At 44.9% G+C, this 13,465-nt stretch carries 8 protein-coding genes; 1 reads left to right on the forward strand and 7 read right to left on the reverse strand.

What is annotated here, in order from left to right:
• Positions 1-141: 141 nt before the first annotated feature.
• The 3 genes from J6I44_RS06540 to J6I44_RS06550 are packed head-to-tail and all read right to left on the reverse strand — an operon-like array spanning position 142 to position 6,284.
• Entirely contained in the window at positions 142-1,008 is an 867-nt protein-coding gene (locus tag J6I44_RS06540) for an RnfABCDGE type electron transport complex subunit D (protein WP_265765215.1), read from the reverse strand.
• The gene (locus J6I44_RS06545) at positions 1,001-2,803 is read right to left on the reverse strand and encodes a CRTAC1 family protein (RefSeq protein WP_265765216.1); all 1,803 of its coding nucleotides are present in this window, start codon (positions 2,801-2,803) and stop codon (positions 1,001-1,003) included. The genes J6I44_RS06540 and J6I44_RS06545 overlap by 8 nt, the downstream gene beginning before the upstream one ends.
• A 28-nt stretch (positions 2,804-2,831) precedes the next feature.
• Complete coding sequence (locus J6I44_RS06550; protein WP_265765217.1) at positions 2,832-6,284, reverse strand: CRTAC1 family protein; 3,453 nt, start codon at positions 6,282-6,284, stop codon at positions 2,832-2,834.
• Between the two features lie 274 nt (positions 6,285-6,558).
• On the opposite strand from J6I44_RS06550, the gene J6I44_RS06555 reads away from it, so the two are divergent.
• Complete coding sequence (locus J6I44_RS06555) at positions 6,559-7,566, forward strand: LacI family DNA-binding transcriptional regulator (RefSeq protein WP_265765218.1); 1,008 nt, start codon at positions 6,559-6,561, stop codon at positions 7,564-7,566.
• 14 nt (positions 7,567-7,580) lie between these two features.
• On the opposite strand, the gene J6I44_RS06560 is transcribed toward J6I44_RS06555, so the two are convergent.
• The 4 genes from J6I44_RS06560 to J6I44_RS06575 form a co-directional block, all read right to left on the reverse strand.
• The gene (locus J6I44_RS06560) at positions 7,581-9,347 is read right to left on the reverse strand and encodes a glycoside hydrolase family 9 protein (protein ID WP_265765219.1); all 1,767 of its coding nucleotides are present in this window, start codon (positions 9,345-9,347) and stop codon (positions 7,581-7,583) included.
• 31 nt (positions 9,348-9,378) lie between these two features.
• Entirely contained in the window at positions 9,379-10,200 is an 822-nt protein-coding gene (locus J6I44_RS06565) for an RraA family protein (protein ID WP_265765220.1), read from the reverse strand.
• Between the two features lie 145 nt (positions 10,201-10,345).
• Entirely contained in the window at positions 10,346-12,100 is a 1,755-nt protein-coding gene (locus tag J6I44_RS06570; protein ID WP_265765221.1) for an alpha-L-arabinofuranosidase family protein, read from the reverse strand.
• 89 nt (positions 12,101-12,189) lie between these two features.
• Entirely contained in the window at positions 12,190-13,437 is a 1,248-nt protein-coding gene (locus tag J6I44_RS06575) for a glycan-binding surface protein (protein ID WP_265765222.1), read from the reverse strand.
• Positions 13,438-13,465: the final 28 nt, after the last annotated feature.

Consider the following 13,465-nt stretch of genomic DNA (forward strand, 5'->3'; position numbering starts at 1 on the left):
TAAACTTTGCTTATTAAATCCCTGTAACGAAAATTTCTTTGAGCCGTTTAAGGTATATAATCCGAAAATAAATCAATAACGGATATCTTAAAACATATTGATTAGGCACACAAATATTTTAATTCTCCTGCAGTAGGAAGGTCATCCATTATCAATGGCCATTGTCGGTTCGGTGCGTGCCGGTCCCTCACCAACCATTTCTTGCTGCCCCCTGTCATTCCACCAAAGTTCTATGAACATAGCTATTGGGCCTACGATAAACAATGCATAGAACGGTGCATAAACGGCCTCATTAATCCGAAAAATCATTTCAACGAAAGCTACACAGACAACCACGAAGATTTGTCCCCATTTGCTTTTGACCGTGGTCTTGGGATCCGTAATCATAAAAAAGGTAAACAGCTGATACATGGGACCCGTGATGGGTGATATCTCCGCCAGATAAGGAGTGCCGGTAAACCAGCTTCGGAACACAGCAAAAACAAAAAAGGATATTACATAGGTTGCACATATATGGAAGCGCCGCAATCGATAAATAGACACCGAGCCAATAATCCAGATAATGAGCATCGCCCACATGTTATTACCCCACTGGATGCTTAGCACGGCTACACTTTGTGGGGCCAGCAACAACATGGCCACCACCCCGAAATTGGAGGGGTTCCAAATGTGCTGATCCTTATAGCGCAATACATATTTGGAGGCAATGGAAATCATTGCACACAAGGCAAAAGGCCAAAGTTGCGGAGATCGAATCAAAATCCCCACACTGATGCCTGAAATATAGGCACTCGATAAATCGCGCCAGCTTCCTACAAGAAGTCGGTGCAGCAAAAGTTCAGTTACGAAGCTTGCACCAATAGCCATCAACAGCTTGGGATAACTTTCCAGAATCCCGAAAGAAATGTGAGCAGCCAACAAAATAGCCGTTATTAAAAGCGGAGGAGTATATTTTGGATTGTACCTGACCCCTTTCAGCATTCCCGCAATCGAACTTACTTTATTCATGAACAGCTGCTTCTGTTAGGAGATGTGTTTTATTAATAACAGGGCTTTTAAGCGTATCTACCTGTCCCGATGGCCATTCGACAACAGCCTTTTCTACGGTAGCAGCCTTACCTAAACCAAAATGAAGGGCATGCTGATTCTGTGAGCTAAATCCACTTGCTGACTGAACCGACTGTACTTGCTGGTGATTATTCCAGAATAATCGCACCGAGGCCCCGATAGCACTTTTATTACTCGTGGTGCCTTTAAGGTTAAAGGCAATCCAGTTTTTATCTTCAGCTGTTGTAGTGCTATAAATTTTTAATGGGCCTTTCTGAGTTGCAACTAACACCTCCAGCCTGCCATCGTTATTAAGGTCTGCAGTAGCCACGGATCGACTATCCAGATTAAGAGAACCGCCAACGGCATCTGCCACTTCGCGAAACTTACCGGCCCCATCATTTAGCCATATTTTATTTTCCTGGTAACCAGATAAACTTCTACCCTTCATTGCCGGCCAGTTATTTGCGTCAGCAATAATAGATTTATTCCCCCCGGCTACCATCGAAAAGTCGTACCAGTAATCCGTCCCTTCTTCATCCGAGACAAAACCGTTGGCTACATACAAATCCAGGTAGCCATCCAAATTAAGATCGCCAAATTGTGCTCCATAGCTCCAGCCTCCTAACTCAATTCCCAGACTACCCGCCAAATTTTGGAAATGAATATTTTGATCTTTCCCTCGTCTGGGAACCCACAAATTATTGCCCTGAATCAGTACGCCCTGTTCGGAAATATTGGTCACATAAATAGCTTGCTCTCCCCGATTCATCACATCACCAAAGCTAACATTCATCCCGCTCTTGGGGGCGAAGCCCATACCTGCACGCTCACCGGCATTAACGAACTCTTTACCCTTATTGTTAATAAAAAGCTCATCCACACCATAATCGTTGGCAATCACCAAATCGGGATAACCCGAGCCGTTCAAGTCGGTTGAAGAAGCCGCATATGACCAGCGGTTACTGACAAGCCCCAGTTCGTTGCTCACTTCCTCAAACTGGCCATTGCCTAAATTGTGGAACAGGAATTTACGTCCCCCGTTTTTAGCGTATTCAAAACTTTCCGGCATAATTTCGGTGGTCTCCAGATTCCACAGATCAATACTCTCATGGAAATACCCTCCGAGGAAAAGGTCTAACAAGCCATCCTGGTCATAGTCGAACCAAACGGCCGTGTTTGAGTTAATCCATTCCGGGAATTCATCTCCCAATTCAACCCTGCTAAACGTTGCGCCCTGATCATTGTGAAACAGCGTTACCTTACCCCACTTGGTTACAAAAAGATCTTCGTAGCCATCATTATCGTAATCACCCCAAACGGCGCTCATGGAAACGCCCTCTTCCTTATTATTTAACGAGGCTACGCCCATGGAGTCGGCTACATCAGTGAAAGAGTTATCTCCATTATTTTTATACAAGGCATTATCCGTTTCATAGGCACTGTTGGTTACATAAAAATCCTGTAGCCCATCATTATTAAAATCGACAACCGATACCGAGGCGCCCACAGAAGCCACCTGAGGCATAATATGCTCCAGCTTTGCATCCAGCTTAGGGGCTTGATGCTTAAAATCTACGCCCCATGCTTCTGTCACATCCTCCATATAAAATCCATGGCGATCTAACGCTGTCTGTTGATCAAATGCTGCATTGCTGTCCACACTCCATACGTCATAATTGGCTATGATATACGGAGTCGCCAACAAGATCGCAAAAAAGACGAAGAGCCCTATTTTTGATTTCTTTGTTTTCATACCACTATAAATTTACAAATATTCTTCATCATTTAAACCTTAAAGCCGTATTAAACGCATCCGGGGAAACATACCGTGTATGATATTTAGCCCAGTCCTCTTTATGCTTTTGATACACTGGGTCATCCTGGAGCGTCTCTGGGAAATCCCGATACTGTTTTAAGCCGTGATACGGCAAGGGACGCACGGTCTTAGAAAAGATCGTATTATAATCGCCGTCCTTAATCCACCCATCTCCAATAAGAACGAAGTCGCGCTTCCACCCTTCCCTAGGAGTGGTCAGCTCTGGAAATTGGAACTGGAGTTCATCTCCGGCATTCATAATTACATACCGGTCATCCTGCTGCTGGGTCAACTCCGTAACTTCGCCGAAGCGCGTATAATATCCTTCTAAGTCCAGCCAGCGTGCACTGCTGCTTGCAATTTCTTGATAATTGGGCACTGTTGGTGAAAAACGGTCCGTTTGCTCAAGCTTGGAAAATCCGCGATAACGCAGGTTAGTATTTTCAGCAGCAATGGTCGTTTTTTGGATGTCACCCTGCTCTTGTTCTACTCCCAATCGTATTTGATCCCAATACACTTCCATATTCGTATAGAGACGTACTTTACGCTCGGCCTCTGGTTCAAAAACACCTCCTATATCAATCAGGATTTCTTTATTCTTGCCCGAGGGGAAGCCTATATCTTTATGGACGACCTTCCATCCCCCCTCGCCATTGGGCACCTCCACGCGGACGCCATGCGGGCGGGGATAATCTCCCTGATTCAGCGCCACATTGATAGAGGTATCCGTTGGATAAATCCAGCCGGCGGCGATAAGCTTTTGTGGCCCTTCTGCGCCGACGTTTTCGCCGAGATCCACTTCAAGATAATGCTCTTCGGCCAATCCCTGGTAAGGAGTAAGCTGGAAAGAATCCACATATTCTCCATCCTTCTCGCGGACTAAATCCGTTACATCTTTTCCATCCTGGTCGGTAGCAGATGCTATCGGCTGTACGGTCTTCATGGTGTACAGCATCTGCTCCGGGGCGGGAAGCACAAATCGTTCATCCACAAAGACTTCCGTACCCTCCGGATGGTCAACAGCCATAAGATAGACATGATCGAAATAATGCGTTTCCCAGAGCTCTGCCGTTATGCGTACATCATAAAAACCATCCCTGGATTTCAGCTGTTCGCCATCAATTTTTACCCAGTCGATGGCATGCATAACATTGGCTTCTCCCTGCAGGTTAATCCGCAGCCCCAGAGCTGTTCGCCAAATAAAATCCGTTACAAATTCCATCTGTTCTCCATTATAAGTCATCACCCATGGACAAGAGCCTTTTAGAATTTGCTCGTTCAAAATCTTTGAATCATAGCCCAGCTCCGCAAACTCCGTTTGGGTGGAGCCATTGGGCCAAATAAGACGAACAACCTCTGCTTCTTTATGTGTTCCCAGCCCGATATGGACCCAAGGCTGGGTCACCGGCTGTTTGAGATACTGCATACCTGTACGGCTTTCCACCTGGCCGCCAATACCAAAGGAGTTGATTCGCTGGTCGCCTGTCTGTCGAGACGATCGGGGACGGATGAGACGGGCATTATAATTTACCGTACTATTATTAAGCCATACTGAAGCGATGCGCTCACTGCTGGTTCCCAATAAATCCAGTCGGCTATCTCCATTACGATCACCAATACCGTAAACAAGGGCGGGCAGACTGTTTTCCTCAGTCGATAACTCCATCGTCTGGTCGGTAAGCCAATACCTGCTGCCTTCCTCATCCGAGGCCAGCAGATCCAGGGCCCCGTTATTATCCAGATCTGCAACAAAAAGCCTTGCTTCGCTATTCGGAGCATCAGATAACGATATGAACGACTCGGTATGCCACTCTGAGGTTGAATCGGCATACCAGGTTCGGGCTATTTGATCATCTTGCCAGCTTACAATTTCAAAGACACCGTCGCTATTTAAATCACCAAAATCGATGGCATGTACCTTTCCATCAACTCTAAATGAATCATCCCACTCAAATTTTTCAGACCGTTCATTTCGATATAGGTGCAACCCTCCGTCTCTGGTTCTTGCAACAATATCCGGATCGCCATCCAGGTCGAAATCCGCCCAGAGAATATCCCGGATATGCTCTGAATTCTGGAAATATTGCTCAACCTCAAAAGAGCCGTTACCATTGTTTCTAAGCACCCTGGAAGTGCCGTTATCTGCCGAAAGGATGATATCCAGATCGCCATCCAGGTCTATATCGGCGCCCCAAGAGCCAAAATAGCTATCATTAATAATACTTGGAGCTATTCCCAGGGATCCCGTCTTATCGATAAAAGTAGAATCTTCTTGCTGTTGATACACCTTCAGTCCATTCGATCCTGCGAAGACAAGGTCATTCAGAAAATCATAATTATAGTCAATGGTAGTCACTACTGCAGAAGGCAATGGGCTTGAGCCGCTACCCGGAAAATCGAGGGTATTCATATCATCAACGATGGCCTCTTCTCCTGATATTCGGATAGTACTCACCTGCTGTTCGTCTGCTAAACCGATGGCTTTGAACAATCGGGCTGACTGTCCTGCTTTCTCGCCAGTATTAGCAAACGATAATGTGGAATCTGTGGGAGCAGCTAAATGACCCGTATTTTGCATCCATAAAAACTCTGTAATTAAAAATCCGACCTGGTTGGCCGGAAGCTGTACCTGGCGCAGATCATGTTCAAAGCGAGGCAGCTGGTTTAAATTATTTCGCAAAAAGGCGAGCTCAAAGGTGATATCCTCACCACCCTTTTCCAAAATGGCATTCTTTTGTTCCTCGAACTGGTTCTGTACTTGTTCCGGCCAACTGGATGACTGTTTCTCTAAATCTTGTAAAGCCTGGTTTAGGTCTGCCTGACTTCCCCACTTGGCCGCAGTTCGCACCGTCTCTAACAGTACCACAAGGTTGTTGGATTGCTGCTCTAATATCTGTTCGAGCAGTTGTCTTATGTCCCCTGCATTTTCTTCCACATTTTGACGTTCCAGCTCATCTGCCAAAGCAAATAAAATTTTTGCATTGGATCCATCCAGCCCGGCCGCCCTCCGCAGGTATTCTATTGACTTCTCAACATTGCCTTTACGGCTTTCCAAAATACCCGCCAAAAATTGCAAGTCCGAATTTTCAGGTGCCTGATCAATGGCCTTTTTGAGTTGTTCCGTAGCGCGTTCAAAATTTCCCTGTCTCATAGCAAAAATGCCCAAATTGGCCCAAACTGCGGGCTCTGCTGGATAAGACTCGCCGACCTTCTCCATTTTTTCGACTGCAAAAGGAACCTGATCTGACTGAATAGCAGCCAAACTCACATAAAAATTTGAAACGGCTTCCTTGTACTTTTCAGATTCTGTATCGGGTTTATCCGGCGCCGTTGAACAACCGTACCCTCCAGCAACGACTAAGGTGGTTAGCAGTAGCTTAACGGACCATTTTCCCATCGTATTAAAAAAAATGTGCATAACACTCGGCAAATTATATTCGATCAAGTTGTAATAATTAATTCTGGAAGTTTCTTTCAGAGGGCTAAAGTCTACCAACATATCTGTTTGAACAGCCTAATATAGTAATTATCCGTTGATGAATTTAGTATTATACCTTAAAAATTAGAATGCAACATTCTGCAACTTTTTGATCTAAGTTGAAAATAATTTGAAAAAAACAAAAATGTGCCGCTTATTATAAATAAGATAAAACAGTATTATACGACTATTAAGAATAATAAATTTCGTCATTGTGAAGGTCACCCTCAAAGATATTGCTGAAGAAACTGGTTATTCGATCTCGACAGTCTCAAGAGTATTAAATGGTTCTGATAAAATCAGTAAACAGGCACGCAGAAAAATATATCAAACGGCCAAACAGCTTAAGTATCCGATTTACCGTACCCTAAATGGGGATAAGATAGTCGATTCGCTAAAGATATGCTTTGTAGTGACCGGCTTCCATGTGGGAGAGTTCTATGCTTCTTTATTCCAGGGCATGAGTAAAGCGGCGGAGGAATACAGTGCGCAACTGTCTCTTATCAGCATGAAGAAATCGTTTGAGGATACTGTGGAAGCTATTAAAGAATTGAGCCAGGGCAAGTTCGAAGGATTGGTTTTATTTGCACCGGAATTCAAAAAAGAGCATTACAACATTCTTCTCGACGAATTACCTGATGACTTTCCCATTATTTCAAATGGACTCATCGAAAATCCTGTAGTATCCACGGTCACATTTGACGGCTACAGTGGTGGATTTATGGCGGGGGAACATTTTAAAAATCAAAAATACCAACGCTGCGGTATCATAAAAGGTCCGTTCAAAAAAGCGGAAGCACGGTACCGGGTAAATGGATTTCGAGACCAGGTAGTACAGGCCCCTGATATGGAAATTAGCTGGGAATACCAGGGTGATTTTTCTTTTGAAGCCGGTAAAAAGGCTTTTGAATCCTTCCAGCAAGTAAAGGAAGAAGATAAGCCTGAAGCGATATTTGCAAGTAATGATGCTATGGGCCATGGATTCCTGGAAGAAGCCCTCGCATTAGGCTATAAAGTACCTGGAGATTTAGCACTTATAGGATTTGATGATTTACCTATTTGTATGCGCCACCGCCCTACGATATCTTCTATTCATACGGACTATAAAAAACTTGGCAAAGTTACTATCGAGAAGATGAAAGAAATGCTTGCCAATCCTGATCAGCAAGAGGGTATCTTAAGCTTCGTGCCGGTTAGTTTAAAACACAGGGAATCATCATAATCTAAGGTTGTGCCTCATTGCTTCACTTGCTTTGATGCATTTAAGGCCTCCAATGCAAAAGCTGTATATACGAAGGGAGCATTCCAGTTTATCGTTATTTCATTAGATGCGTAAGAACACCAATCATCAAGATACGATTGATTAGGCAAGTTGGAGGGATACTCACAGCCGTCCTGCTGTCCGGCATTAGGTCCACCGACCAAAAGTCCCGGCACAGGATCTTCTATTGGATCGGCTGCCGACGGTCGATGATGAGGGTACATCGGGGTGCGATCTCCATATCCTGTCAAAAAGGAATAGCCCGTAGCATTCCGGCCCAGCAGGTAGTCTAAATTGGAAAGAGCAGCTTCCCAATATTTAGCATTTGACGTTTGTTGATAAGCCTGTATCAGTAAAATAGCCTGGTTGCCGGCTACTGAATTGCTCCCCCAGATAAAATGTTCGGGCTTGTAACCCATCACCGTTTGGTAGGTCATACGCTTGCCCCCGTTCACCAGCTGATCTGCATAATCGATAACCATACCTTTAATTTCAGAAAGCATTATATCATCCGGTGGATTCAACCGTTCTTTGAACCGTAAAAGCGTATAATAACCCAGTGCACCAACCTGGCTCCATGAGGGAAGAGTCAACGTATGATCGGGAATGGTCGTCACTGCCTCTAAATACCGTTCATTTCCTGTAGTAACATATAGCTCTACTGCGGCCCACCGAAATTCATCCTCAAGGTTCCTATCTCCATAGGCTCCGGTTGTAATATCCGGATCGAATTGCTGGTTTAGCTTTTCCTGGTCATATATTTGGTTTGGATGATTTTGAGTCCATTTCCACGCCTCCCGCGCTGCCGCAAGACAAGAGTCAGCCAGACCCGGCAAAGCATTTGTATAATCCCCAAATACTCTCGAAGCCTGGGCCATAACAGCAGCAAAATTGAGAGCTGCGGAAGTACTCTTCTGTACTACATATCGTTTGTCACGATCTTGATGGGGCATCACTTTTCCAGCAAACCCAGCTGAAGTTAGCTTGTGGTAAACCCCTCCGTCATGCGGGTCTTGCATAGCCAGCATCCATTGCAAATTCCAGCGTACTTCATCCAACAAATCGGGAATATCGTTCTGCTGCTCCGGAATGTTGAGTTCAATCTGCCGAACCTGGTTTGGAAACTCTTCATACAGCGACATTAATGTGGCCATACTAATGCCCGAGTTGACAATATATTTATTATAATCACCGGCATCGTACCAACCTTTGGATGCGCTTATTACCGTCCCGGTCGGGCGCTCTGCAGTCGCCGCTGATTCGTGAACCAACACGCTGTCATCCTGATGTCCGGCGTTTCTATACCATTTACCTGCAAATTCCCGGGGCAAATCGGTTGAGGCTCTTTGAAAGTAGTATCCTTTTAAACCTGCTTTTGCTGCCTCTTCAAAAATGTTTCTCCGGATATCAAACGGATGAGAATATCCTATTGAAGGAACAAAAAGTCTGTAGCTCCCCGGTTCGCTGAACATAGAAAAATCAGCACTACGAGCCACCTGCCCCCCATATTGTGATGTTCTGGACTCACCCAAAGCAGCCGAAAACTGTCTCTCCCCTGTGTTTTCATTGACTACGTAGAAGGTGGTGGCAGTATCGAGCTCAACTACTGCTTTCTTTGGGGCATCAGGATAAAAGCCCACCTGGTTTAATCGTATTTTATCCTCGCTATTTTGCTTTTGAGCCATTCCGGCTGTAGTCGATAGTAATAGAACCAGTAGCAGCTTAGTTATTCGGTTGACCATCAGAAAAATAGTTTATGTTTAATGCTTCTTTTTATTCAGATGATGAGTCTGCTTCGACCGTTTGGTCAAGTGGTATACCCAACTTTTCATACAGACTGCGACGTGCTTCTTTATCACTTTTCAAGATCTCCCGGGCATAACGGGCAACTTCTACTGCGTGTTTTCGTGGCACTACCACTACTCCATCTCCATCAGCTACCACTATATCACCGGGATTAACCAAGACTCCTCCAACGACAACTGGTTTATTAACGGATTCGATTTCGTTACGGCCAGGACGAATACCCCGCCCTCGATTTTGATGATCCAGGTAGACCGGTATTTCCTGTTTAATGATCTCATCCGTATCCCGAACCGCTCCGTTAGAAACTACTGCCCTCGTTCCTTTACTTTTCCACAGCAGTCCATTGTAAGACCCCATTGTGCCGGTATCACCATCGCCCTGTGCATCAATAACCAGAATGGAACCTTCTGTTAGGGAATCCACAAATGGTTCCGGAGAAATATTTGAATACCAGTCTCCTTCCCACGCTTTAAATTCTTCTTCGCTCATGGGATTTTTCACGACTTTATTTGTTGGCACGTAGCGCGCCGTAACCGCAATGCCCCGGGCAATGTGAGATAATCCATCGATATCTTTCCACAGGGCTTCGATTTTTTGATTCATCAACCCCTGATCGCGCAACCCTACCATATCCAAACCATCGGATACATCGGCTACCCGTAAATTGCCATACAATTCCAGCAATTTTGCATCCGAGACAGTATGCTGGGCCTCAGCAGAACTAAGCTCTAAGCAGACTACAATGAAACCGAAAAACAAAAGTATTCCTAACCGATTTAATATATTCATCGAATTTATTTTCCCCATTTAAATTTCCCTGTTAAGCATCTATCCTTCCCCAATTATTGGAGTACAATCTATCATTAATGAATAAAAATATGCAATAAATAACATCAGATGATATACTCAATATGTTAATTGCACCAACTGTGGGCTATTGTGCATCCAGTAATAGATAAATAACCGACCTGGGAGGTGCCTTAACTTTGATCTCTCCCTGGCCACTGGTTAGCGCAGAGTAAGCTTTGATACTTTTGTAGTCATCCGGTCCACCGGCTATGCCAGAGGGACCTTCCCCATTTATCCAAACCTTCCGGGAGTATGCCTCTTGCCCATCGCCACCTGACAGTGTATACCAATAGTAGCGGGAGCCCGGTTCTTTACTTTTTAATTGTACATCAAAGACCTTGGATTCTGAGGCTGTATTGGCTACTACTATTCCTATATGCCCAGAGCTAAATGTTGAAGCATAACTTTTAAGCGCCTTATCTCCCTGTGTGCCCGACCATACCATCCGGTCTCCAAAATATTTCTGGAAGTAATACATATGGAAAAAATCAGGCCGGGGAGTCCATTGATCGGTACCTGCCTCTGTTTCTCCAAGGCTAAACATTCCATGATCATTACCATCATCCCAGCCATTGGCGATATTCCAACGGGCAGCCAGCCCATATCCATATTTGATAAGCTCACCCAGCACCATTGTGGCATGCATCCCTGAAATATCGGAGACCATCTGCTGTGAACCTGCTGCAAAGATATTCCATTCAGTGAGAGCAATGGGTTTCATCTCTGCTCCGTTGCCAGCCGTTGTTTCACCCATCCAGCTCATCATGCTACTGGTAACGTCATGAGCAGAATTCAAAACGACCGATGGCGGCGAGTCATCCTGGTAAGGAGTATAATAGTTATGGATGATATAATAATCTACTTTTGTAGCGCCACCGGCAGCAAAGAACTGTCTGTTCCAGTTTCGTACTACATCCGTCTCCCACTGTTCGGTTACTTTACGTTCTATGAGTTGTCCACCAATCTTAATCTTAACACCGATATCCCGGGCAGCTGCCCGCATGGAATCGACAAAAACCTTAGCAATGTCTGAGTAAAGCTCTCCGCTGATGACGGCTGGTTGGCCATCCTGATTGGCAGATGTATCAATATGATAACCGGCCTGCCAGGTGCCATAGTTCTCATTTCCCAGTTCCCAATACCGGGTGCGTCCGTTGTCATAACGGACCCACTCAGCGGCATAATGAGCGGCCTGCGCTATTGGGTGCTCTGTCTTACCATAGCGGGCGTAGCCAATGTTTACACAGATGATCGGGGTGCTGCCCGTTTTCTCTATGAATTCATAAAAACCCTCAAGATCTAATGACCAGCTGCCCTCGCCATACCATGGCGTAAAGTCACTCTTTTCGCCCGTATTACCATCTATCAGTTGAGCAGGTACTCCCGGTGGAAGGTGGCCCGGTGAGGCATCCCAAAAGAATACGTTTGATAGGTTACCACCGGGCATGCGTACTATATTGGGACTCAAGTTTTTGACCTTCTCAATCAGCTCCGGCTCTTGGTGAATATCACCGATATAGGGATTAATATTATTGCCATAAACCGTATTGGGTACTTTGCCAATAACCGTTTCTGTATTGATCTTTATTCTTGAATCAAGCATCTCCCCCGGTTTGGGTTTTTCTTGATAGTCTGGCGCCTCAATCTGTTTGGGCTTCCAGCTATCCAAGAAAAAACCGGGGGATTGTCTATGCTCAGGTAACGCCTCTTCTATGGGTGTAAACTTTTTTTCTTCATGCTCCTCTTCTTCAACTGCATCTGTTGACTGCTTACTGCAACCGAAGAGCATTAACAGAATAAACAAAACAACGGAATGCTTTTCTTTTACCAATGAATACACACAAATCCCTGTTTTTATTTTATACTAAATGACCAACCGGTTTCCTTTGTTCTATTTGGCTTATCGATTCCAAAAACATCAGCGTATTGCTAATCTGCAATCCTAACCACCCGAATATTATCAACAGCCATACTCAACTGACTAATAGGATTTTCGCCGTTATTAACCAGCATAATTCCCGCTGACGATGCTTCCCCATCCGGCAGCATGTCAGCAAGGCTCGGCAGTGCAGTGCCGGCTCCATTCATACCTTCGGCATTCGCAGTTTTAAACTCTGAAAGTGGTATTTGTACCGTTTGCCATCCGTTGGTAGTAAATGCATTAATATTTCCATTTTCTCCTTTCCATGGCTCATATCTGGCCGTGTAAGTCCAGGGATTGGCGGCCCTAATTAACAGTGTTCCTTGCTCCCAGGAGCCTTGCACATTAATTTCAAACTTAACAGCAAAGTTAGATGGACTCTCTCCAAGACTTGACGGCTCTACCCATTGTGTTGGGTCAAGGTTAACCGATCGTCCGCCATTCCACCAAGAACCGTCGCCTCCGGCAAGGTTTGTCACTTCAAGCATGGCATACTGCCCTTCGTTACCAGGATATAATGAAGCATCTGAGGAAAGGGTAGCCGACCACCATTGATAGCTGAATACATCATCAAAGTCACAGATCATACCGGTAGTGCTTCTAAAGTGGGCGCCCGGTGAACTTGTTGAAGCTCCTGAAGTTGATCTAACTTGAATCTCACCACTTGTAGCACCATCCGGAACGGTTACAGTAAGTGCGCTGCCATCCGGAGAAGATTGGTAATCAGTAGCTGAAACTTCTCCCGGAAAAATTACATCCGTAACCAAATACAAGTATTCGCCTGTCAATGTTATTTCTTTACCTGCCTCAGCGAATTCATCACTAATTCGGTTAATCTGAGGTGGAGCCGGGAGAACGGGAAACTCTAAAGAATCTTCACTCACGCTGTTGGTAACTTTGATCTGATTCATATACGAGGCCTCAGGATCCATTTCACCGAAAGGCATATCAGTCGGTATTGTTACAACCAGGTGCGATTGGGTAGCCAGCGTGGGATTGAAGGTCGTCTCATATCCATTAAAAAAGACGTGAGCGACGTTATCCATATTTTTACCTTCAAGTGCTACAACATCGCCCGGACCTACCTGCTCAATATCAGTTGTTGAATCAGGACTGGCATAACGAATTCCCGTAATAGTAACGGGATCATCGTAATCACCTGAATTGCTTACGGTATTATCCTGGCACCCTTGCATAACGAGCAATGTTATCAAAACAAGAGCAGCAATGCCTCCGGTGTAAATACTATTTTTCATTGACTTCATACTTATTTGCCTTATTTCT

Source organism: Fodinibius salsisoli (assembly GCF_026229185.1).
Lineage (GTDB): Bacteria > Bacteroidota > Rhodothermia > Balneolales > Balneolaceae > Fodinibius > Fodinibius salsisoli.

Excerpts from the sequence above, each read along its gene's own strand:
- J6I44_RS06540 (WP_265765215.1), bottom strand. The coding sequence starts at position 1,008 with ATGAATAAAGTAAGTTCGATTGCGGGAATGCTGAAAGGGGTCAGGTAC.
- J6I44_RS06560 (WP_265765219.1), bottom strand. The coding sequence starts at position 9,347 with ATGGTCAACCGAATAACTAAGCTGCTACTGGTTCTATTACTATCGACT.
- J6I44_RS06575 (WP_265765222.1), bottom strand. The coding sequence starts at position 13,437 with ATGAAAAATAGTATTTACACCGGAGGCATTGCTGCTCTTGTTTTGATA.
- J6I44_RS06545 (WP_265765216.1), bottom strand. The coding sequence starts at position 2,803 with ATGAAAACAAAGAAATCAAAAATAGGGCTCTTCGTCTTTTTTGCGATC.
- J6I44_RS06550 (WP_265765217.1), bottom strand. The coding sequence starts at position 6,284 with ATGCACATTTTTTTTAATACGATGGGAAAATGGTCCGTTAAGCTACTG.
- J6I44_RS06565 (WP_265765220.1), bottom strand. The coding sequence starts at position 10,200 with ATGAATATATTAAATCGGTTAGGAATACTTTTGTTTTTCGGTTTCATT.